Below are 21,345 nucleotides of genomic sequence, written 5' to 3' on the forward strand. Positions count from 1 at the left end.
GCAGGCTGGGATCTTTCATGGCTATCCGCTCCATCGTGTGAGGCCCCAGCCTGCGCTGGGGCGACGGTTGTTCTACGTGGCCGCAGCCTCGATCGCCTTGGCTTCGTCCTTCACGCCGTCCCCGCGCAGCGCGGACAGGAACAGTTCGCACCACCAGAAGACATCCTCGCGCCGCACATTGTCGATCAGGCTCGTCCACCGCCGGATGCGCTCGTCGCGCGGCATGGTCAGCGCCTGGACGATCGCGTCGGACATTTCCTCGGCGCTGTAGGGGTTGATCAGCACCGCGTCCTTCAACTGCTCGGCCGCGCCCGCAAAGCGCGACAGGATCAGCACGCCGGGGTCTTCGGGGTCCTGGGCCGCGACATATTCCTTGGCGACCAGGTTCATCCCGTCGCGAAGCGGGGTCACCAGTCCGATCCGGGCGGCACGATAGATGCCCGCCAGCACCGGGCGGGGAAACCCCTTGTTGACATAGCGGATCGGCACCCAGTCGATATCGGCATATTCGCCGTTGATCCGCCCCGACAGCGAATCGAGATTGGCGCGAATCTCCTGATAGGTGTTGACCTTCTCGCGGCTGGGCGGTGCGATCTGGAGCATATAGACCAGCGCCCGCCGCTCGGGATTCTGCGCCAGGAAGCGTTCGTAACCCAGGAAGCGCTCGGCCAGCCCCTTGGAATAATCCAGCCGGTCGACCCCGACGATCAGGCTGCGACCGGTCGCCGACATATACATGCGTTCGCGCGCGAAGCGGGCATCGTGGCCGCTGGCGGCTTCCTCGAACTCCTTGGTCTCGATGCCGATCGGCGCGCGGATCGCCTGGATGGTCTTGCCGTTCCACGTCACTTCGCCATTTTCGCCGAGCGTCCCGCCCAGTTCCTTGGTCACATAGTCGCGGAAGCTGTCCAGCCAGTCCTCGGTATGGAATCCCACCACGTCATAGGCGAAGAGCGACTCGACCAGCTTGCGATGGCTGGGCAGCGACATCAGCAGCCGCACCGGCGGCCACGGAATGTGGAGGAAGAAGCCGATCCGGTTCTTGAACCCGCGCTGGCGCAGGTAGCGGCCGAGCGGGATCAGGTGATAGTCATGCACCCAGACCAGATCGTCGGGCTCGATCAGCGGCTGTACCGTCTCGGCAAAGCGTTCGTTGACGCGGGCATAGCCGGAGTCGAAATCGCGCTCGAACTCGGTCAGATCGATGCGATAGTGGAAGAGCGGCCACAGCGTCCGGTTGGCATAGCCGTTATAATATTCGTCGATATCCTGCTCTTCCAGGTCGATGGTGGCGGTCGTCACGCCACCACCCTGCTGGAAGTTGATATGGCCGCTGAACTCTTGCGTGGTTTCCCCCGACCAGCCGAACCAGATGCCGCCCTGTTCGCGCAGCGCGGCCAGAAGTGCGACCGCCAGCCCGCCCTGATTTCCGCCCGGCCCGGTGGTGGGCGGCTGGACCCGGTTCGAGATGACGATCAGGCGACTCATCGCACGGCACTCCATGGTTTACTCAGCAGGACGGCGCAGTTGATCAGGCCGACCAGCGAATAGGTTTGCGGGTAATTCCCCCACAGCTCGCCCGTATTCGGGTCGATGTCCTCGGACAGAAGCCCGGCGGGGGTGCAGCGCGCCACCATCTCCTCGAACAGCGCGCGGGCGTCCTCATGACGCCCGGTGACATACAACGCCTCGATCAGCCAGAAGGTGCAGACGTTGAAAGCGGTATGCGGCAGGCCGAAGTCATCCTCGGTCGCATAGCGCAGCATGTGGCTGCCCCGGCGCAATCCCTTTTCCACCGCATCGAGCGTCGAGCGGAAACGGGGATCGTCGGGCGACAGGAAGCGCAGGTCGAGCAACTGGATGATGCTGGCGTCGAGATCGTCGCCGCCGAAGGTCGCCGACATGCGCTGCGTCTCGGGGCGCCACGCGGCCTGCTCGATCGTCTCGCGCATCAGGTCGGCACGCTCCTGCCAGAAGCCGCGCCGCTCCTCCAGCCCCAGCGCCTGTGCCGCATTGGCCAGCCGGTCGCACGCCGCCCAGCACATGGCGGCGGAATAGGTATGGACATGGCTCTTGGTGCGCAACTCCCACAGGCCGGCATCGGGCTGGTCGTACTTGGCCCAGGCGCGTTCGCCGACCCGCTCCAGCGAGTGGAAATCCTCAACCCCCGACATGCGGAACAGGCGCGTGTCGAAAAAGGCCTGCACGTCGGACAGCACGATCTGGCCGTAAGCGTCGTGCTGGATCTGCTCATAGGCCTGGTTGCCGACACGCACCGGTCCCATCGCGCGATAGCCGGGCAGCTTGTCCTCGATCCGCTCGACCAGGGTCGCTTCGCCGCCGACGCCGTAGAGCGGCTGGATATGCCCGCCCCGCGCGGCATCGACGATGTTGCGGAGATACTCCAGATACCCCTCCAGCACGTCGAGCGCGCCCAGCCGGTTGAGCGCCTGCACCGTGTAATAGGCGTCCCTGATCCAGCAGTAGCGATAGTCCCAGTTGCGCCCCGAATCGGCATGTTCGGGCAGCGAGGTGGTCAGCGCCGCGACGATCGCGCCAGTTTCTTCATGCTGGCAGAGTTTGAGGGTGATGGCGGCGCGGATGACGACGGCCTGCCACTCGACGGGTGTGGCGAGGCCGCGCACCCAGTGATGCCATTCGTGGGTGGTGCGCTCCAACATCGCGCGGCACGCCTCGCTCAACACACCCGCAAAGCTTTCGTCCGGGCCCAGGAACATGTGAATCGGGCGTTCCAGCCGGAACCATTGCTCGGCGGCGATATGGCCGACGGGCGCGTCGGTGGTCAGGCGCAGCGTCTGCTGCGTCATCAGATAACGGATATGGTTGGAACCCTGGGTCCGATCGGTCGGGCTGCCCCAATCGGTCGCGACGCGAAGCGCGATGCGGATGCGGGGCGAGCCGATCGGCCGGACGATCCGCACATAGCTGGTCGGGCGATAGACGCGGCCCTCGCGCGAGAAGCGGGGACAGAAATCGGTGACCTCGATGCCGTTGCCGCGATCGTCCATATGGGTGGTCACAAGGATCGGGGTGTTGCGCAGATAGCCTTGCGTGGTCGAGACGCGGTCCTCCAGCTCGATCGACCAATAGCCCGTCTCCGGCTCGCCATCGCCCAGCAGCGCGCAAAAGGCCGGATCGCCATCGACGCGCGGCACGCAGCCCCAGACGAAGCGCCCGGTCGAGTCGATCAGCGCCGAAACCTGGCAATTGCCGATCGGCCAGAGGTTCATGTCCTGTTGCATTATTCGGCATTCTCCAGCGCTTGGGCGAGCCATTCATGGACGGCGGGGACATCGGGCAGGCGGTATCGGGCGGCGGTTTCGCGCATCGGGCCGACCAGCACCCCCGCGCCGCCAAGCGCCGCGGCGGCGGCAAAGCCATCCTCGTCGGTCACGTCGTCACCGAAGAAAATGGGCACGGTGCCGCGCATCGCGGGCGTTTCCATCAGCGTCTCGATCGCCTGGCCCTTGTCGCCGGGCAGGCGAACCTCGACCATCATCTTGCCGGGTTGCAGGGTCAGGCCATGCCGCTCGGCGATGGCGGCGGCTTCGCGCAGGGCCAGGGGCTCGGCCTCGGGCTTGCGGCGGTAATGGAGCCCCGCGCCGAAGCTCTTGGTTTCGAAATACAGGCCGTTGTCCTCGGCGACGCGGCGCATCTCCTCGGTCGCTATGGCCAGATGGTCGGGCTTTTCGGGCTGGCTGTGGCCGTCCTCCGGGGAACGGCGCTCGGCACCATGGCTGCCCGCCAGCGTGAAATGCTGCGCCTGCGGGCCGAACAGCGCATCGATCTGCGCGATCGAGCGGCCGCTGACGATGGCGAGGCGACCCGGCATATGCGCGGCCAGCGCGTCCAGCCGGTCGGCCAGTTCGCGACTGACATGCACCCCCTCGGGATTGTCGGCGAGTTCCACCAGCGTGCCATCGAAGTCCAGGAACAGGCTGTCGGCAAGGGACAGGCGAGGCGGGGGCGGGGCGAGGTCGGCCAGCATGGACGATAGCATAGCGGATGCGGACATGCCGAGTGAACCCATCCCCGCCGCTCGCGTTCCGCTGCACTGCCGAAATGATTATGGAAGGGGGGCTGGGCACACCCCCTCCCGCAGGCGGGAGGGGGATGGGGGGAGGGCCTCTCCACGAGCGGCGTCGCCTGTGGCTTTCCCTCCCCCGACCCCTCCCGCTTGCGGGAGGGGAGGAAGAAGAGGGCGGCGTTGATGTCGATCCAGGCACTCGCGGCCAAGCACGCCCCCTCCCGCAGGCGGGAAGGGGATGGGGGGAGGGCCTCTCCACGAGCGGCGTCGCCTGTGGCTTTCCCTCCCCCGACCCCTCCCGCTTGCGGGAGGGGAGGAAGAAGAGGGCGGCGTTGATGTCGATCCAGGCACTCGCGGCCAAGCACGCCCCCTCCCGCAGGCGGGAAGGGGATGGGGGGAGGGGCCTCTCCACGGGTGGTGTCGCCTGTGGCTTTTCCCTCCCCCGGCCCCTCCCGCTTGCGGGAGGGGAGGAAGAAGAGGGCGGCGTTGATGTCGATCCAGGCACTCGCGGCCAAGCACGCCCCCTCCCGCAGGCGGGAGGGGGATGGGGGGAGGGCCTCTCCACGAGCGGCGTCGCCTGTGGCTTCCCCTCCCCCGACCCCTCCCGCTTGCGGGAGGGGAGGAAGAAGAGGGCGGCGTTGATGTCGATCCAGGCACTCGCGGCCAAGCACGCCCCCTCCCGCAGGCGGGAGGGGGATGGGGGGGGCCTCTCCACGAGCGGCGTCGCCTGTGGCGCTCCCTCCCCCGGCCCCTCCCGCTTGCGGGAGGGGAGGAAGAAGAGGGCGGCGTTGATGTCGATCCAGTCACTCGCGGCCAAGCGCACCCCCTCCCGCAGGCGGGAGGGGGATGGGGGGAGGGGCCTCTCCATGAGCGGCGTCGCCTGTGGCTTTCCCTCCCCCAACCCCTCCCGCTTGCGGGAGGGGCGAAGAAGTGAACAGACAGGAAAAAGGGCCGGCGATCGCTCGCCAGCCCCTCTTTTCCGAACCGTCAAACCGGGTCTTTAGTACACCCGCTTCTTCGGCTTGATATACTCGATATCGTCGGTCAGCGTATAGTCGTGCACCGGGCGATAGTCGATCGCGACCCCGCCGCCCTTGCCGCCCCAGCCGTCGAACGTCGCCACCGTGTGCTTCATCCAGTTGGTGTCGTCGCGATCGGGGAAGTCCTCGTTCACATGCGCGCCGCGGCTTTCCTTGCGGTTCAGCGCCGATTCCATCGTCACGACGGCCTGGCTGATGAGGTTGTCCAGCTCCAGAGTCTCGACCAGATCGGTGTTCCAGATCAGCGAGCGATCCTTGATGCCGATGTCCTTCATCCGGTCATAGGTGGCGCGGATCATCTGGCGGCCTTCGGTCAGCAACTCATCGGTGCGGAACACGGCGCAGTGGCGCTGCATCGTCTTCTGCATCTCGCTGCGCACCGAGGCAGTGGTCGCGCTGCCAGCGGCGTTGCGGAAATGGTCCAGGCGACCCAGCGCCAGCTCTTCCGAACCCTTGGGCAGCGGCGCGTGCGGCGTGCCGGGCTTCAGCGTGTCCTTGATGCGCAGGCCGGTCGCGCGACCGAACACCACAAGGTCGATCAGCGAGTTGGAGCCGAGGCGGTTCGCGCCGTGCACCGACACGCAGGCCGCTTCGCCGACCGCGAACAGGCCCGGGACGACCGAATCCGGGTTGCCGTCCTTCAGACGGACGACTTCGCCGTGATAGTTGGTCGGAATGCCGCCCATATTATAGTGGACGGTCGGCGTGACGGGCAGCGGCTGGCGGGTCAGGTCGACACCGGCGAAGATCTTGCCGGTCTCGGTGATGCCGGGCAGGCGCTCGGCCAGCACCTTCGGGTCGATATGGTCGAGATGGAGGTAGATATGATCCCCCTCCTTGCCGACGCCGCGCCCTTCGCGGATTTCCATCGCCATCGAGCGCGACACGACGTCGCGGCTGGCGAGATCCTTGGCCGAGGGGGCATAACGCTCCATGAAGCGCTCGCCCTCGGAGTTGGTCAGGTAGCCACCCTCGCCGCGCGCACCCTCGGTGATGAGGACGCCCGCGCCGTAGATGCCGGTCGGGTGGAACTGCACGAACTCCATGTCCTGAAGCGGCAGGCCCGCACGCAGCACCATGCCGCCGCCGTCACCCGTGCAGGTGTGCGCCGAGGTGGCCGAGAAATAGCAGCGGCCATAGCCGCCGGTCGCCAGCACGACATTGTGCGCGCGGAAACGGTGGATCGAGCCGTCTTCCATGCACAAGGCGATCACGCCACGGCAATTGCCCTGCTCGTCCATGATGAGGTCGAGCGCGAAATATTCGATGAAGAAGTCCGCGTCGTACTTCAACGACTGCTGGTACAGCGCGTGCAGCATGGCGTGGCCGGTGCGGTCGGCGGCGGCGCAGGTGCGCTGCGCGGGCGGGCCTTCGCCCATATTCTGCATCATGCCGCCGAACGGGCGCTGATAGATCTTGCCCTCTTCGGTGCGGCTGAACGGCACGCCCGCGTGCTCCAGTTCGTACACGGCGGCGGGCGCCTCGCGGCACAGATATTCGATCGCGTCCTGGTCGCCCAGCCAGTCCGACCCCTTGACGGTGTCGTACATGTGCCAGGTCCAGTGGTCCGGACCCATATTGCCGAGCGACGCGGCGATGCCGCCTTGGGCGGCCACGGTGTGGCTGCGCGTCGGGAACACCTTGGTGATGCAGGCGGTCTTCAGACCCGCCTCGGCGATGCCCATGGTGGCGCGCAGGCCCGAGCCGCCCGCACCCACGACGACGGCGTCATAGGTATGGTCGATGATCTTGTAAGCGGCAGCGGACATTATGCAGCGGCTCCGAAGGCGATCTTGAGGATCGAGAAAATGGCGATGGCGGCGATCGTGAAGACGAACAGGTTCATGACGACGAGCAGCGCGACCCGGTTCTGGTCCTGCTCATAATCCTCGATCACGACCTGGAGCCCCAGGCGCATATGATAGAAGATCGAGGCGACGAGCATTGCCATCGGGATGGCGGCCCAGGGATTGGCCAGCCACAGATGCACCGAGGCATAGTCGAAGGACGGCTGGCGCAGGATCGAAATCAGCAGCCAGACGACCAGCAGGAAGTTGGAGCCCGCCGTCAGGCGCTGGTTCAACCAGTGATGGGTGCCCGACTTGGCCGAGCCCAGGCCGCGCACGCGGCCGATCGCGGTTCCGGAACGCATCACTTGATCCCCAGATAGAGCCAGAAGGCCACCGTCATCACGACGGCGAAGACGATGGTGGCTTGCGCCTGACGCTTGTTCGACTTCAGCTCGAAGCCCGCGCCGACATCCATGAACAGGTGGCGGATACCGTTGGCCATGTGCTGGAACAGGCAGGCGGTCAGGCCGATGCCGACGACATAGCCGATGATGTTCAGCCTGCCCGACTCGACGGTGAAGACGTCGCGGAACGTCGCATAGCTTTCCGGCCCCGCGGCGACGGCCGCCAGGAACCAGACGAGAAGCGCCGCACCCACGGTCGCCATGCCCGTGCCGGTGGCGCGGTGCAGGATGGAGACCAGCATGTTGGGACCCCATTTCCAGATCTGGAGATGGGGCGAAAGCGGGCGTGCGGTGTTGCGGGCGGCCAAGGGCAGATCCTCGAACAATCTTAAGGTCGGGCTGGTTTGCGGATATGCCTATGGTGAAGACGCCGACAGGATGCAAGTCGCGAGAGTCCGTTTGGAGATGCGCGGCGGGCGGGTTCCGCGCGGCATTCCCCCGCTTTCCATGGAGAATGCTTCGTGAGAGGCCGAACTGGGAAGCGCACCGCCCGCACCGGAAAAACGCTCCTATAATACCCCCTTAACCCTTTTCGCCCACCATGGTCGGGAAAGATTCGAAGCATTTCGAATGGGGGAACCACGTCTTGGACTTCGACCTGCCATCGCCCACGGTCATCACGGCGAATATCGACCTCGACGCACGGGTCCGTGCCTTTGATGGCGGGGATCGCTCGCTCGTCCGCCTCGCCGCCGAACTCTGGCCGGTGATCGAGCCTCGGGCCGACGAGGTGACCGATGCTTATTGGAACCACTGGCGCCTCGCCAATCCGGGGCGTCCGGAATGGTCGCCGCTGGATCGCGAACGGCAGAAGACGGCGGGGCGCGCCTATCTGCGCAACCGCTTCTGCGATCTCGCCGGTCGGGAATGGGTCGAGTCGCTGGGCCGTGCGGTCGCCTCCGCCTATGCCGCCGAGGTGCCGCCGATGGAAGTGCTCGCCATGTCCTGTTCGAGCGACCGGGCGGTGTTGAAGATCGTGATGGAGGAAATGCCCGCCGACGATCCCCGCCGCACCGTGGCGATCGATACGCTGCTGCGCCTCTATGGCATGGAGACCGAACTGACCGTCGAACTGTTCGCGGGCTTTGCGGGCTGGTGCGCCGAGCGTCAGCGCGAGCGGCTGGCGGGCGATTTCCGCAACGGTATCGCGGCGGTGGTGGAAACCGCCTCGGTCGGGGGACAGGATTTGCGGCGGCAGGCGCAGGACGCCTCGCTGTCGACGCGCGGGATGCTGGGCAAGTCGAGCGAGGTCGCCGCCGCCGCCGAACAATCCGCCGTCGCGATGCGCGAGGCGGCACAGACCGCCGCCGGCCTGATCCGCGCGATCGAGGATGCGCGGACCGAGGTCGATCAGGCCGCCGATGTCGCCAACCGCGCCGCCGACCAGGCGGGGCAGGCGGTCGGCATGTCCGAAATGCTGTCCGATCACGCCAAGTCGATCGAATCGATCTTGGGCCTGATCCGCGACATCGCCGGGCAGACCAACCTCCTCGCGCTCAACGCCACCATCGAGGCGGCGCGCGCCGGGGATGCGGGACGCGGCTTCGCGGTCGTCGCGCAGGAGGTGAAGAGCCTCGCCAGCCAGACCGCGCGCGCCACCGACGACATCGCCACCAAGATCGCCGCCATCCAGGCTGCGACCCGCTCGACGGTCGAGACCAACGCCTCGATCAAGGCGACGGTCAACGAGGTCCAGGCCTCCGCCGAGCGCATTCGCCATGCGATGGAGGCGCAGGCGCAGACCGTCACGGCGATCACCGCCGCGGTGGACGAAACCGCGCTGGCGGCCGATTCGATGTCGCACACCATCGCCGCGATCCGCCAGGACACCGAACATGTCGCGCAGGAGATCGACCGGGTCGGGCGCGGTTTCGACGATCTCGACACGCAACTGGGCGAGTTGAAGACCAGCGCCACCCAGTTCGTCGCCCGCGTCGCCGCCTGAACCGGGATTTATTGCTGCCGTGTAAGGTGGCGTCACCGGTGATTGGTGTACGCCTATGTTCCCCCGCGCAGGCGGGGGCCCAGTATTCTATTGGCAAGCGGTGGTCCTGCTCCACACTGGCCCCCCGCCTGCGCGGGGGAACAGCCCTTCGCCGAGCAATCTGGAAGGGGCGTTGCTAGGGCGTCAGCTCTGACGGAGGGGTGTCCCCGCTATCGAGAGGGCGATCCCGGAGAACATGCAAGCCCGTTGACGCGCTCGCCTGCGCCCGGCACGGGCGGGGGATGACGACGATATTGGTAACGGGAAGCAGCCGCGGCATCGGTGCGGCGACCGCCACGGCGCTGGGCGAACTGCCGAATGTCCGCGTGCTGGGCCATGGCACCAGAAGCGGCATCGCCGCCGACCTGTCGCAGCCGCAGGAACCCGCGCGCCTCTGGGCGGCGGCGTTGGCCGAGGCAGGCGGTGCGATCGACATGCTGGTCAACAATGCCGGCATCTTCGAGGCGAGCCCGCTCGACGCCGCTGACTGGTCGAAAAGCTGGGCGCGGACCATGCAGGTCAACCTGACCGCGTCCGCCGAACTTTGCCGTCTGGCCGTCTTGCATTGGCAGGAGCGGGGCGTGGGCGGCCGGATCGTCAACATCGCCAGCCGCGCCGCCTATCGCGGCGACTCGCCCGCGCACTGGCATTATGCCGCGTCCAAGGGCGGCATGGTCGCGATGACCAAGACGATCGCGCGGGGCTATGCCGCGCAAGGGATTCTCGCCTTCGCGGTCTGCCCCGGTTTCACCATGACCGGCATGGCCGACGATTATCTGGCCAGCCGGGGCGGTGACAAGCTGCTCGCCGATATTCCGCTCGGCCGCGTCGCCTCTCCGGAGGAGGTCGCTGCGACCGTCCGTTTCCTGTGCACCGACGCGCCGCCCTCGATGACGGGCGCGGTCCTCGACGTGAATGGAGCCAGCTATGTCCGCTGATAGCTGGAAGCTGACGCTGCCCTGCACCCGCGACGAGGCGGAGTCGATCGATGCCGCCGACGATCTGGCGATCGACGCGGTCATCATGACCACCGAGGAAGTGGAGGACGACCGCGAACATTGGCGGCTCGACGCCTATTTCGAGGTGGAGCCCGATGCGGCGACCATCGAAGCGATCCGCGCTTTGGTGCCGAGCGCGGGCGACCATCCCGCGACGGTCGAGCATGTGCCCGCGCAGGACTGGGTGACGATGAGCCAGGCGGGGTTGGCGCCGCTCTCGGTCGGGCGGTTCTTCGTCCACACCGGCGACGAGGCGGTGCCCGAGGGTAAGCGCGGCTTCCATATCCCGGCGGGCCGCGCCTTCGGCACCGGGCATCATGAGACGACCAGCGGCTGCCTCGCCATGCTCGATGCGATGGCGGGAGGGATGGTCGCGAATGCGATCGACGTGGGCACCGGCACCGGGCTGCTCGCCTTTGCGGTGCGTCATCTCTGGCCGAGCGCGAAGGTGGTGGCGACCGATATCGACCCCGTCGCGATCGACGTGACCGCCGACAATGCTGCGATCAATGGCGTCGATGGCGTGGAATTGATCGTCGCGGATGGGGCGCTCGCCGATCCGATCATGGCGGGCGCGCCTTACGACCTGGTCATCGCCAATATCCTGGCCGGACCGCTGATCTCGATGGCGCCCGAACTGGCGGCGATTGCCGGGCCGGAGGCGACGTTGGTGCTGGCGGGCCTGTTGGAGACGCAGCGCGCCGATGTCGTCGCGGCCTATGAAGCGTGCGGCTGTACGCTGGAAACGGTGGACCGGCGCGGCGACTGGAGCGTGCTCCGCCTGCGCGCAGGGGCGGAGCGATTCGTACCGAACGGGCCGTTCGATCCCAAAGGCCGGGACGGCTGGGCATTAGATATCTGATTTTTTCAATGCCTGCCTTCCTTCCGCCTTCTCCCGCTCGCGGGAGGGGGAACGCGCTTGGCTGCCTTCCCCTTACGAAAACGTAAGTCTGCCGATTGCCATGCGCCCCGCGTCTCAGGCATAGACCCCTGAAAGACAAAAGAGGATGAGGTCATGGCATCGACGATGGTCGAACTGGAACGCCGCCGCGCCGCCGCGCGTGCCGGTGGCGGCGAGAAGCGCATCGCCGCGCAGCACGCCAAGGGCAAGCTGACCGCGCGCGAGCGGCTCGACGTGCTGCTGGACGAGGGCAGCTTCGAGGAACTCGACATGTTCGTCGAACATAACTGCGTGGACTTCGGCATGACCGAGCAGGTGGTGCCCGGCGACGGCGTGGTGACCGGCTCGGGCACGATCAACGGGCGGCTGGTGTTCGTGTTCAGCCAGGACTTCACCGTCTTCGGCGGCTCGCTGTCCGAGCGACACGCGCAGAAGATCTGCAAGATCATGGACATGGCGATGAAGGTCGGCGCGCCGGTGATCGGCCTGAACGATTCGGGCGGCGCGCGCATCCAGGAGGGCGTGGCATCGCTCGGCGGCTATGCCGAGGTGTTTCAGCGCAATGTGCTGGCATCGGGCGTGGTGCCGCAGCTTTCGCTCATCATGGGCCCGTGCGCGGGCGGCGCGGTGTACTCGCCCGCCATGACCGACTTCATCTTCATGGTGAAGGATAGCAGCTACATGTTCGTCACCGGCCCCGATGTGGTGAAGACGGTGACCAACGAGGTCGTCACCCAGGAAGCCCTGGGCGGCGCGGTTACCCACACCACCAAGACCGGCGTGGCCGACGTGGCGTTCGAGGACGATATCGAGGCGCTTTTAGCGGCGCGCGACTTCATCGACTTCCTGCCCGCCAACAATCGGGAGGGCGTGCCCGAGCGGCCGACCGCCGACGCCTGGGACAGACAAGAGGAAAGCCTCGACACGCTGATCCCGGCCAGCGCCAACCAGCCCTATGACATGCACGAGCTGATCGCAAAGGTGGTGGACGAGGGCGATTTCTTCGAGGTGCAGCCCGCGCACGGGGCCAACATCATCACCGGCTTCGGCCGGATCGAGGGGCGCACGGTCGGCTTCGTCGCCAACCAGCCGATGGTGCTGGCGGGGGTGCTCGACATCAATGCCAGCCGCAAAGCCGCAAGGTTCGTGCGCTTCTGCGATGCGTTCGAAATCCCGATCGTCACCTTTGTCGACGTCCCCGGCTTCCTGCCCGGCACCGCGCAGGAGCATAACGGCATCATCAAGCATGGCGCGAAACTGCTCTTCGCCTATGCCGAGGCGACGGTGCCCAAGATCACCGTCATCACCCGCAAGGCTTATGGCGGGGCATACGACGTGATGGCGTCCAAGCACCTGCGCGGTGACCTCAACTATGCCTGGCCCACCGCCGAGATCGCGGTGATGGGGGCCAAGGGCGCGGTCGAGATCATCTTCCGGGGCCGCACGCCCGAGGAGATCGCCGAGCGCACCGCCGAATATGAGGCGCGCTTCGCCAACCCGTTCGTCGCGGCCTCCAAGGGGTTCGTGGACGAGGTGATCCAGCCGCACTCGACCCGCAGGCGGATCGCGCTGGGGCTTCGCAAGCTGCGGAACAAGGACCTGGCGAACCCGTGGAAGAAGCATGACAACTTGCCGCTCTGAGCGCGAAGCCGAAGCGATGGCGCGATTGGCTGAATTGAAGAATGTCGGTGCCAAAAGCGCCGCCTGGATGATCGAGATAGGCGTGGATACGCCCGGGCGGCTCGCCGAACTGGGTGCGGTCGAGACCTATCGACTCATGAAGGCCGCGCATCCGCGTGAAGTGAGTCTCTGTGCGGTGTGGGCGTTGCAGGGCGCCATTGACGGGATCGCGTCGCATCACCTGCATCCCGACATCAAGCAGGCATTGAAGGATGCCGTTAAGGAGCGCGCATGACCCTGGGCCGCCTCAACCATATCGGCATCGCCACGCCCTCGATCGAAAAGACGGTCGAAACCTATCGCCATCTGCTCGGCGCGGAGGCGATCGGCGAGCCGTTCGACCTGCCCCCGCAGGGCGTGCGGGTGTGCTTCATCGACGCGCCCAACAGCCAGATCGAACTGATCCAGCCGCTCGACGAAACCTCCCCCATCGCCAACTTCCTCAGGAAGAACCCGGCGGGCGGGCAGCATCATCTCTGTTTCGAGGTCGCCGACATGGCCGCCGCCGTCGCGGAATTGCAGGCCAAGGGTGCGACGCTGCTGGGCCAGCCGCGCATCGGCGCGCATGGCACGCCGGTCGTCTTCCTTCATCCGCGCGACATGGGCGGGGTGCTGGTCGAACTGATGGAAACGCCGGGGGAAGCGCATTGAGCGAGCCGATGCTGCTGGCCGAGCGCCGGGGCGATGTGTTGGTGCTGACGCTCAACCGCCCCGACCGCCTCAATGCCGCGCCGCCCGAACTGTTCGACAGGATCGGGCAGGCGCTCGCCGATCGGGGGGATGCACGAGCGGTTCTGCTGATCGGCGCGGGGAAGGCCTTTTGCTCGGGCGCGGATATTTCCGGGGGCGATATCGGCCCGGACACCGTTCACCGTGCGCTGGTCGATCACTTCAATCCCCTGTTCCTGGCGCTGGCCGACCTGCCCATCCCCGTGATCAGTGCCGTCCGGGGCGCAGCGGCGGGGATCGGGTGCAGCCTGGCGCTGGCCGCCGATTTCTGCGTGGCGAGCGAGAAGGCCTATTTCCTCCACGCCTTCGTCAATATCGGCATGGTCCCCGATGGCGGAGCGAGTTGGATGCTGCCCCGCCTGATCGGCCGTGCCCGCGCCGCCGAGATGATGATGCTGGGCGAGCGGGTGGGGGCGACACGTGCGCTCGACTGGGGCATGATCCACAAGGTCGTCGCCGACGAGGCGCTGGAAGCCGAAGCCTTTGCGCTGGCCGGGCGGCTGGCGGCGGGGCCGAGCGTCGCGTTGGGGCTGATGCGCCGCGCGCTTCATGCCGGGTTCGACAGCGACTACGCCACCGCGCTGGCCCGCGAGGCCGGGGACCAGCGCATGGCGTGCGCCACCCAGGATGGCGAGGAAGGCGGCCGCGCCTTTTTCGAAAAGCGTCCGCCGCGTTTCCTGGGGTGTTAGGATGCTTGCGCGAGCATGATGATTTCGCTTCAATGAAACAAAATAAGTAAACCGCGTAACGATTGGATGAGGAGTGGCCGATGGCCGAACGCCCTGACATGTCCGACTGGGAAGCCCTTGCCGCCCGCGAGGTGAAGGGGCGTGACCTGTCATGGGCGACGCCGGAGGGGATCGTGGTGAAGCCGCTCTATACGGCGGCGGATGTGGCGGTGGACCCGGGGTTGCCGGGCTTCGCGCCGTTCACGCGCGGCGTGCGGGCGAGCATGTATGCGGGGCGGCCCTGGACGATCCGGCAATATGCGGGTTTTTCCACCGCCGAGGAATCGAACGCCTTCTACCGCCGCAATCTGGCGGCGGGGCAGAAGGGGCTGTCGGTCGCCTTCGATCTGGCGACGCACCGGGGCTATGACAGCGACCATCCGCGCGTGACGGGTGACGTGGGCAAGGCGGGTGTCGCGATCGACACGGTCGAGGATATGAAGATCCTGTTCGACGGCATCCCCCTGGATGCCATGTCGGTCAGCATGACGATGAACGGCGCGGTGATCCCGGTGCTGGCCTTCTTCATCGTCGCGGCCGAGGAACAGGGCGTTCACCGGTCGAAGCTGGAAGGGACCATCCAGAACGACATCCTCAAGGAGTTCATGGTCCGCAACACGTACATCTACCCGCCCGAACCTTCGATGCGGATCATCTCGGACATCTTTGCCTATACCAGCGCCGAGATGCCCAAGTTCAACAGCATCTCGATCAGCGGCTATCACATGCAGGAGGCGGGGGCGACGCAGCTCCAGGAGCTGGCCTTCACCATCGCCGACGGCATGGAATATGTGAAATATGGCGTGGCGTCGGGCCTCGACATCGACAGGTTCGCAGGGAGGCTGTCCTTCTTCTTCGCGATCGGCATGAACTTCTTCATGGAGGTCGCCAAGCTGCGCGCCGCGCGGGTGCTCTGGCACCGGGCGATGACGCAACTGGGCGCGAAGGACGAGCGCTCCAAGATGCTGCGCACCCATTGCCAGACCTCGGGCGTGTCGCTGACCGAGCAGGACCCGTATAACAACGTCATCCGCACCACGATCGAGGCGATGGCGGCGATGCTGGGGGGCACCCAGTCGCTCCACACCAATGCGCTGGACGAAGCGATCGCGCTGCCCACCGACTTCTCCGCCCGGATCGCGCGCAACACCCAGATCGTGTTGCAGGAGGAAACGGGGATGACACGCGTCGTCGATCCGTTGGGTGGCAGTTACTATGTCGAAAGCCTGACCCAGTCGCTGGTCGACGGCGCCTGGGAGTTGATCGAGCGGATCGAGGCCGAGGGTGGCATGGCCAAGGCGGTCGCGGCGGGCTGGCCCAAGGCGATGATCGAGGAAGCGTCCACCGCGCGCGCCGCCAGGGTCGACCGGGGCGAGGATGTCATCGTCGGCGTCAACACATACCGGCTGGCCGACGAAGCGCCGGTCGAGATCCTCGACATCGACAATCATGCGGTGCGCGAGGCCCAGGTGGCGCGGATCGCTCGGGTCAAGGCCGCGCGCGACGAAGTGAAATGCCAGGCCGCGCTGGATGCGTTGCGCCAAGCCGCGAAAATTCCTCCCCAAGCTATGCTTGGGGAGGGGGACCAGCCGCAGGCTGGTGGAGGGGCGGGACGGACCGGCCATGCCCCCCCACCACGCCCTGCGGGCGCGGTCCCCCTCCCCGAGCAAGCTCAGGGAGGATTGGGGAACAACCTGCTCGCGCTCGCCGTGGAGGCGGCGCGGGCGCGGGCGACCCTGGGCGAGATTTCCGCCGCACTGGAGGATGTGTTCGGCCGCTACGGCACCCAGCCGACCCCGGTGTCGGGCGTCTATGGCGGCGCTTATGCCGAGGACGAACGCTGGGCCCGCCTGATCCGGGGCGTCGAGGCGGTCGAACGCCGTCTGGGCCGCAAGCCCCGGCTGTTCGTCGCCAAGATGGGACAGGACGGGCATGACCGGGGCGCGAACCTCGTCTCCTCGATGTTCGGCGATCTGGGGTTCGAGGTGGTGGCGGGCGCACTGTTCCAGACGCCCGAGGAGGCCGCCCAACTCGCACTGACTCGCGATGTCGACGTGGTCGGCGCCTCCAGCCTGGCCGCCGGGCACAAGACGCTGATCCCCGAGCTGATCGGGCATCTGCGCGACGCGGGCCGCGCCGATATCAAGGTCATCGCGGGTGGCGTTATTCCGGCGCAGGACTATCAGGCGCTCTACGATGCCGGGGTTCAGGCGATTTTCGGCCCCGGCACCAACCTTGTGAAGGCGGCCGAGGATGTGCTGAGGTTGCTGGGCCATAATATGCCGCCCGAGACGGGCGAATGACAGGACAAGACGTGATGACGACGACCACCGCGCTCCGCCCCGAGGCGACAAGCTTGCGCACCGACTGGACCCGCGCCGAGATCGCCGCGCTGTTCGACCTGCCCTTCACCGAGTTGCTGTTCCGCGCGGCCGAGGTGCACCGTGCGCATCATGCGGCGGACGAGGTGCAGTTGTGCACGCTGTGCTCGATCAAGACCGGCGGCTGCCCCGAAGATTGCGGGTACTGCTCGCAAAGCGCTTCGGCGGAAAGCGACGTGAAGGCCGAGAAGCTGATGGACGTGCAGGCGGTGCTGGCCGCCGCCGCCGAGGCGAAGGCGGCGGGCTCGCAGCGCTTCTGCATGGGCGCGGCGTGGCGGTCGCCGAAGGAGCGCGACATGGACAAGGTCGTCGCCATGGTCGAGGGCGTGAAGGCCATGGGGCTGGAGACCTGCATGACGCTGGGCATGCTCGACGCCCCCCAGGCGCAGCGGCTGGCCGAGGCGGGCCTCGACTATTACAACCATAACATCGACACCTCGCCCGAGAATTACGCCAACGTCATCACGACGCGCTGCTTCGAGGACCGGCTGGAGACGCTGTCGAATGTGCGCGATGCGGGCATCTCGGTGTGCTGCGGCGGCATCGTCGGCATGGGCGAGACGCGGGGAGACCGGGTCGGCTTCGTCCATGCGCTCGCCACCCTGCCGCGCCATCCCGAAAGCGTACCGGTCAACGCGCTGGTGCCGGTCAAGGGCACGGTGTTGGGCGACATGCTCGCCGACACGCCGCTGGCGCGGATCGACGATATCGAGTTCGTCCGCACCGTCGCGGTCGCGCGCATCACCATGCCAATGAGCATGGTCCGCCTGTCGGCGGGCCGCGAGAGCATGTCGGCGGCGACGCAGGCCTTGTGCTTCCTGGCGGGCGCGAACTCGATCTTCACCGGCGACAAGCTGCTGACCGCAGGCAATGCGGGCGACGATGCGGACGCCGCGCTGTTCGCCAAGCTGGGCCTGAAGCCGATGGAAGGTGCCGAGCCGATGCGGGTCGCGGCGGAGTGAACCCCTTGCCCCTCACCGTGACCACCCCGGCGAAGGCCGGGGTCCAGTTGCGGTGAGCTACGGGGCCGCTCCTGGACCCCGGCCTTAGCCGGGGTGGGGCTTCCCCGATAGCATTCGACACGGACCAACGACATAAAAGGAGAGGTATCCCCGTGTTCCAAAAAATCCTGATCGCCAATCGCGGGGAAATCGCGTGCCGGGTGATCCGCACCGCCCGCGCGATGGGCATCGCCACGGTCGCGGTCTATTCGGACGCCGATGCCAGCGCGCCACATGTGCGGCTGGCAGACGAAGCGGTCCGCCTCGGCCCCGCGCCCGCCGCCGAAAGCTATCTCAAGGCCGAACTGATCCTCGCCGCCGCGAAAGCCACCGGCGCGGATGCGATCCATCCGGGTTATGGATTCCTGTCCGAGCGTGAGAGCTTCGCCAAGGCCTGTGCCGAGGCGGGCGTCGCCTTCATCGGCCCACCGCCGAACGCCATCGCCGCGATGGGCGACAAGATCGAATCCAAGAAGCTGGCCAAGGCCGCCGGGGTCAATGTCGTCCCCGGCTATCTGGGCGAGATCGCCGATACCGAGGAAGCGGTGCGCATCGCCAGTGAGATCGGCTTCCCCGTCATGATGAAGGCCAGCGCGGGTGGCGGCGGCAAGGGGATGCGGCTCGCCTGGTCCGAAGCGGACGTGCGCGAGGGCTTCGAGGCGACCAAGCGCGAAGGCCTGGCCAGCTTCGGCGACGACCGCGTCTTCATCGAGAAGTTCATCGAAAGTCCCCGCCATATCGAGATTCAGGTGCTGGGCGACCAGCATGGCAACATCGTCTATCTCGGCGAGCGCGAATGCTCGGTCCAGCGCCGCCACCAGAAGGTGGTCGAAGAGGCCCCGTCGCCCTTCGTCACCCCCGAGATGCGCCGCGCCATGGGCGAGCAGGCGGTCGCGCTGGCCCGTGCGGTCGGCTATTATTCGGCGGGCACGGTCGAGTTGATCGTGTCGGGGGCGGATACGACCGGCAAGAGCTTCTACTTTCTCGAGATGAACACGCGGCTCCAGGTCGAGCATCCCGTGACCGAGGAAATTACCGGCCTCGATCTGGTCGAGCAGATGATCCGCGTGGCCGCCGGAGAGCCGCTGTCCTTCACGCAGGACGAGGTGACGCTGACCGGCTGGGCGATCGAGAACCGGGTCTATGCCGAGGACCCGTATCGCGGCTTCCTGCCCTCGACGGGGCGGCTGGTCCGTTACAACCCGCCTGCCGAGGAACGGGACGACGCCATCCGCGTCCGCGTCGATGACGGCGTCGCGGAGGGTGGCGAGGTCAGCATGTTCTACGATCCCATGATCGCCAAGCTGGTCACCTGGGCCCCGACCCGCGAAGCCGCGATCGATGCCCAGATCGCGGCGCTCGACGCGTTCGAGATCGCCGGGCCGGGGACGAACATCGACTTCGTCTCCGCACTGATGCAGCATCCGCGTTTCCGCTCCGGCGCGCTGTCGACCGGCTTCATCGCCGAGGAATATCCCGAAGGCTTCCACGGCGCGCCCGCCTCCGACGAACTGACCCGCACGCTCGCCGCCGTCGCTGCCTTCACCGCTACCGCCGAGGCAGACCGGGCACGCCGGATCGATGGCCAACTCGGCCACCGGCTGCAACCGCCCGCCGACTGGACGGTACGGATCGGCGGGGCGGACCACCAGGTCAACGTGTCGACCGACGGCCTCATCGTCGATGGGGCGGCTCTGGACCTCGCCATCGCCTATACGCCGGGCGACCGGATGATCGCGGTCGAGGACGAGGCGGGCGAAACGCTCCATGTCCGCATCGCCAGGACCCGCACCGGCTTCCGCCTGACCACGCGCGGCGCCAGCCACACCGTCCGCGTCCTGCCCGCCCGCGCGGCGGCCTACGCAAAGCACCTGATCGAGAAGGTCCCGCCCGACCTGTCGAAATTCCTGATCGCGCCGATGCCGGGCCTGCTCGTCCGCCTCGACGTCGCCGAGGGCGACAAGGTAGAGGCAGGCCAGCCGCTGGCCGTCGTCGAGGCCATGAAGATGGAAAACATCCTCCGCGCCGCCAAGACCGGCACCGTCAAGACCATCACTGCCAAAACCGGCGACAGCCTGGCGGTCGATGCGGTGATCCTCGAACTGGAGTAACCGCCGACACCCTCACCCTTCCCGCGCTACGTGCCTCCCTCCCTATCCCGAGGGGAGAGGGAAGGGGCCCGCCCGCGACAGCGGATGGGAAGGGTGAGGGTGATTATTGGAGCGACATCCGAGCGAGCGCCAATATCCGCTCCGCCTCCGCCAGATGGAGACGCTCCACCATCTGACCGTCCAAGCGGATCGCGCCCAGCGCCGCCTGGGCCGGATCGGCGAAGGCCGCGACGACTCGCTGCGCCCAGGCGATCTCTCCCTCGGTCGGTCCGAAAGCCGCATTGGTCGCCGCGATCTGGTTCGGGTGGATCAGCGTCTTGCCGCCGAAGCCCAGCCTGCGCCCTTCGGCGCATTCCGCCGCCAGTCTGTCGGGCGCGTCGAGGGCGTTGCAGACTCCGTCCAGCGCGATCAGTCCCGCTGCCCGTGCGGCGACGACGATCTGAACCCGGAGCGGCAGCAACGCCTCGGGCGCGGGCGGGGAAGGCAGGCGCATTTCCTTGGCAAGGTCGTTGGTGCCCGCGACCAGCGCGGTCAGGCCCAATTCCCCGGCGGCTCCGGCAATCGCGCCAAGCGACAGGATCCCGCAGCACGTCTCGATCATCGCCCAGAGCGGGATGGCCGGACCCAGGGCCGTTCGTGCGGTGGCGAGCGTCGCGACGTCGTCCACCTTGGGGATCAGTACCGCCGCCGGTCGTGCGGTCGCGAGGGCGGCCAGATCGTTCGCCGCCCAATCCGTATCGAGTCCGTTGGTCCGCACGACCAGCATCCGCTCGCCGAACCCGCCCTCGCGCACCGCCGCCACCGCCGCGTCCCGCGCGGCGTCTTTGGCGGCGGGGGCGACCGCATCCTCCAGGTCGAGGATCACCGAATCGCTGTCGACCGTGCGGGCCTTGGCGATGGCACGAGGGTTAGAGGCGGGGAGGAACAGGGCGCTACGCACGGTCATGCCCCGATCATAGACGCGCGCGGTCGCCCGCGTCACGCCCGCCCTTGGGAAATCCCCGCGCCGATGCCATAGAGAGGGGAACGAAGGGGGATATCGGGATGACGGTCGCATTGTTGTTACTGGGACTGACGGCATTGCTGCGCCTGTGCCCGGATGTGCCGATCAGTCGATGGCTGTCGCGCGTCATGGTAGAGGCACCCGCGCGCCGTCTCAACCGGATCAGCCCGGCGCAATGGGGCGTGATGATTGCCGGAGCGGCGGTGATCGGCCTCGCCATCTGGTTCGAGATCGACGAGATTCGGATGCTGGCCATGGCGGGCGGGTCGGCTGGCGATCTGGTGATGATGGCCTCGGCGATCGAATGGGGCGGGGTGGTCGAATTGAGTATGGCGGCGATCCTGTCCTCGTCGATGCTGGCGCGGTGGCCCGTCGTTCGGCGGATGGTCGCGCGGCGATCCGCACGGCGTGCTGTCAGGGCGCACCGTGTCCGCCACCCGGCCAATGACTCCGGCGACAGCGAGGGGCGACGTCTCGCCGCCTGAGT

18 protein-coding genes are annotated in these 21,345 nt (G+C 67.1%); 11 read left to right on the top strand and 7 right to left on the bottom strand.

What is annotated here, in order from left to right; translation table 11 throughout:
• Positions 1–72: 72 nt before the first annotated feature.
• The 6 genes from QE379_RS04955 to sdhC all read right to left on the bottom strand — a co-directional run bounded on the left by QE379_RS04955 (position 73) and on the right by sdhC (position 7,584).
• Positions 73–1,488, bottom strand: coding sequence for a trehalose-6-phosphate synthase (locus tag QE379_RS04955; RefSeq protein ID WP_306998421.1), 1,416 nt, complete (start codon positions 1,486–1,488; stop codon positions 73–75).
• The gene (locus QE379_RS04960; protein WP_373461726.1) at positions 1,485–3,251 is read right to left on the bottom strand and encodes a glycoside hydrolase family 15 protein; all 1,767 of its coding nucleotides are present in this window, start codon (positions 3,249–3,251) and stop codon (positions 1,485–1,487) included. Before QE379_RS04960 ends, QE379_RS04955 begins: the two co-directional genes overlap by 4 nt.
• A gap of 11 nt (positions 3,252–3,262) precedes the next feature.
• Positions 3,263–4,009 carry a trehalose-phosphatase gene (otsB, locus tag QE379_RS04965; protein WP_306998425.1) on the bottom strand — a complete coding sequence of 249 codons (747 nt, stop codon included), beginning with the start codon at positions 4,007–4,009 and terminating at the stop codon, positions 3,263–3,265.
• Between the two features lie 1,039 nt (positions 4,010–5,048).
• The gene (sdhA, locus tag QE379_RS04970) at positions 5,049–6,857 is read right to left on the bottom strand and encodes a succinate dehydrogenase flavoprotein subunit (RefSeq protein WP_306998427.1); all 1,809 of its coding nucleotides are present in this window, start codon (positions 6,855–6,857) and stop codon (positions 5,049–5,051) included.
• Positions 6,857–7,240, bottom strand: coding sequence for a succinate dehydrogenase, hydrophobic membrane anchor protein (gene sdhD, locus QE379_RS04975; protein ID WP_306998429.1), 384 nt, complete (start codon positions 7,238–7,240; stop codon positions 6,857–6,859). Before sdhD ends, sdhA begins: the two co-directional genes overlap by 1 nt.
• Positions 7,240–7,584 (bottom strand): succinate dehydrogenase, cytochrome b556 subunit, encoded by a 345-nt coding sequence (gene sdhC / locus QE379_RS04980; RefSeq protein WP_306998431.1) that lies wholly within the window; start codon positions 7,582–7,584, stop codon positions 7,240–7,242. Before sdhC ends, sdhD begins: the two co-directional genes overlap by 1 nt.
• 299 nt (positions 7,585–7,883) lie before the next feature.
• Between sdhC and QE379_RS04985 the strand changes: the two genes are divergently transcribed.
• The 10 genes from QE379_RS04985 to QE379_RS05030 all read left to right on the top strand — a co-directional run bounded on the left by QE379_RS04985 (position 7,884) and on the right by QE379_RS05030 (position 19,855).
• Positions 7,884–9,287 carry a methyl-accepting chemotaxis protein gene (locus QE379_RS04985; RefSeq protein WP_306998433.1) on the top strand — a complete coding sequence of 468 codons (1,404 nt, stop codon included), beginning with the start codon at positions 7,884–7,886 and terminating at the stop codon, positions 9,285–9,287.
• Positions 9,288–9,568: 281 nt separating this feature from the next.
• The gene (locus QE379_RS04990) at positions 9,569–10,264 is read left to right on the top strand and encodes an SDR family NAD(P)-dependent oxidoreductase (protein WP_306998435.1); all 696 of its coding nucleotides are present in this window, start codon (positions 9,569–9,571) and stop codon (positions 10,262–10,264) included.
• A complete protein-coding gene (locus QE379_RS04995) occupies positions 10,254–11,186 on the top strand; it encodes a 50S ribosomal protein L11 methyltransferase (protein ID WP_306998437.1) in 933 nt (310 codons plus the stop codon). The genes QE379_RS04990 and QE379_RS04995 overlap by 11 nt, the downstream gene beginning before the upstream one ends.
• Before the next feature lie 153 nt (positions 11,187–11,339).
• On the top strand, positions 11,340–12,866 hold the full coding sequence (locus QE379_RS05000) for an acyl-CoA carboxylase subunit beta (protein ID WP_306998439.1): 1,527 nt from the start codon (positions 11,340–11,342) through the stop codon (positions 12,864–12,866).
• Positions 12,847–13,140, top strand: a complete 294-nt coding sequence (locus QE379_RS05005; RefSeq protein ID WP_306998441.1) for a TfoX/Sxy family DNA transformation protein — start codon at positions 12,847–12,849, stop codon at positions 13,138–13,140. Before QE379_RS05000 ends, QE379_RS05005 begins: the two co-directional genes overlap by 20 nt.
• Complete coding sequence (gene mce / locus QE379_RS05010) at positions 13,137–13,556, top strand: methylmalonyl-CoA epimerase (RefSeq protein WP_306998443.1); 420 nt, start codon at positions 13,137–13,139, stop codon at positions 13,554–13,556. The genes QE379_RS05005 and mce overlap by 4 nt, the downstream gene beginning before the upstream one ends.
• Before the next feature lie 8 nt (positions 13,557–13,564).
• A complete protein-coding gene (locus QE379_RS05015; protein WP_373461841.1) occupies positions 13,565–14,323 on the top strand; it encodes an enoyl-CoA hydratase-related protein in 759 nt (252 codons plus the stop codon).
• Between the two features lie 80 nt (positions 14,324–14,403).
• Complete coding sequence (gene scpA, locus QE379_RS05020) at positions 14,404–16,665, top strand: methylmalonyl-CoA mutase (protein WP_306998447.1); 2,262 nt, start codon at positions 14,404–14,406, stop codon at positions 16,663–16,665.
• 14 nt (positions 16,666–16,679) lie between these two features.
• A complete protein-coding gene (gene bioB / locus QE379_RS05025; RefSeq protein WP_306998449.1) occupies positions 16,680–17,705 on the top strand; it encodes a biotin synthase BioB in 1,026 nt (341 codons plus the stop codon).
• 152 nt (positions 17,706–17,857) lie between these two features.
• Positions 17,858–19,855 (top strand): acetyl/propionyl/methylcrotonyl-CoA carboxylase subunit alpha, encoded by a 1,998-nt coding sequence (locus QE379_RS05030; protein ID WP_306998451.1) that lies wholly within the window; start codon positions 17,858–17,860, stop codon positions 19,853–19,855.
• Between the two features lie 103 nt (positions 19,856–19,958).
• On the opposite strand, the gene QE379_RS05035 is transcribed toward QE379_RS05030, so the two are convergent.
• Positions 19,959–20,801, bottom strand: a complete 843-nt coding sequence (locus QE379_RS05035) for a CoA ester lyase (RefSeq protein WP_307003091.1) — start codon at positions 20,799–20,801, stop codon at positions 19,959–19,961.
• 98 nt (positions 20,802–20,899) lie between these two features.
• Here QE379_RS05035 and QE379_RS05040 point away from each other — a divergent pair, with 98 nt between their 5' ends.
• Positions 20,900–21,343 (top strand): hypothetical protein, encoded by a 444-nt coding sequence (locus tag QE379_RS05040; RefSeq protein ID WP_306998453.1) that lies wholly within the window; start codon positions 20,900–20,902, stop codon positions 21,341–21,343.
• The last annotated feature ends 2 nt before the right edge of the window (positions 21,344–21,345 follow it).

Source organism: Sphingomonas sp. SORGH_AS_0879 (assembly GCF_030819175.1).
Taxonomy (GTDB): domain Bacteria; phylum Pseudomonadota; class Alphaproteobacteria; order Sphingomonadales; family Sphingomonadaceae; genus Sphingomonas.

Bases quoted from the DNA above. Each gene is read 5' to 3' on its own strand.
- QE379_RS04955 (WP_306998421.1), bottom strand. From the start codon at position 1,488: ATGAGTCGCCTGATCGTCATCTCGAACCGGGTCCAGCCGCCCACCACC.
- QE379_RS04960 (WP_373461726.1), bottom strand. From the start codon at position 3,251: ATGAACCTCTGGCCGATCGGCAATTGCCAGGTTTCGGCGCTGATCGAC.
- otsB (WP_306998425.1), bottom strand. From the start codon at position 4,009: ATGCTGGCCGACCTCGCCCCGCCCCCGCCTCGCCTGTCCCTTGCCGAC.
- sdhA (WP_306998427.1), bottom strand. From the start codon at position 6,857: ATGTCCGCTGCCGCTTACAAGATCATCGACCATACCTATGACGCCGTC.
- sdhD (WP_306998429.1), bottom strand. From the start codon at position 7,240: ATGCGTTCCGGAACCGCGATCGGCCGCGTGCGCGGCCTGGGCTCGGCC.
- sdhC (WP_306998431.1), bottom strand. From the start codon at position 7,584: ATGCTGGTCTCCATCCTGCACCGCGCCACCGGCACGGGCATGGCGACC.
- QE379_RS04985 (WP_306998433.1), top strand. From the start codon at position 7,884: ATGGTCGGGAAAGATTCGAAGCATTTCGAATGGGGGAACCACGTCTTG.
- QE379_RS04990 (WP_306998435.1), top strand. From the start codon at position 9,569: ATGACGACGATATTGGTAACGGGAAGCAGCCGCGGCATCGGTGCGGCG.
- QE379_RS04995 (WP_306998437.1), top strand. From the start codon at position 10,254: ATGTCCGCTGATAGCTGGAAGCTGACGCTGCCCTGCACCCGCGACGAG.
- QE379_RS05000 (WP_306998439.1), top strand. From the start codon at position 11,340: ATGGCATCGACGATGGTCGAACTGGAACGCCGCCGCGCCGCCGCGCGT.
- QE379_RS05005 (WP_306998441.1), top strand. From the start codon at position 12,847: ATGACAACTTGCCGCTCTGAGCGCGAAGCCGAAGCGATGGCGCGATTG.
- mce (WP_306998443.1), top strand. From the start codon at position 13,137: ATGACCCTGGGCCGCCTCAACCATATCGGCATCGCCACGCCCTCGATC.
- QE379_RS05015 (WP_373461841.1), top strand. From the start codon at position 13,565: ATGCTGCTGGCCGAGCGCCGGGGCGATGTGTTGGTGCTGACGCTCAAC.
- scpA (WP_306998447.1), top strand. From the start codon at position 14,404: ATGGCCGAACGCCCTGACATGTCCGACTGGGAAGCCCTTGCCGCCCGC.
- bioB (WP_306998449.1), top strand. From the start codon at position 16,680: ATGACGACGACCACCGCGCTCCGCCCCGAGGCGACAAGCTTGCGCACC.
- QE379_RS05035 (WP_307003091.1), bottom strand. From the start codon at position 20,801: ATGACCGTGCGTAGCGCCCTGTTCCTCCCCGCCTCTAACCCTCGTGCC.
- QE379_RS05040 (WP_306998453.1), top strand. From the start codon at position 20,900: ATGACGGTCGCATTGTTGTTACTGGGACTGACGGCATTGCTGCGCCTG.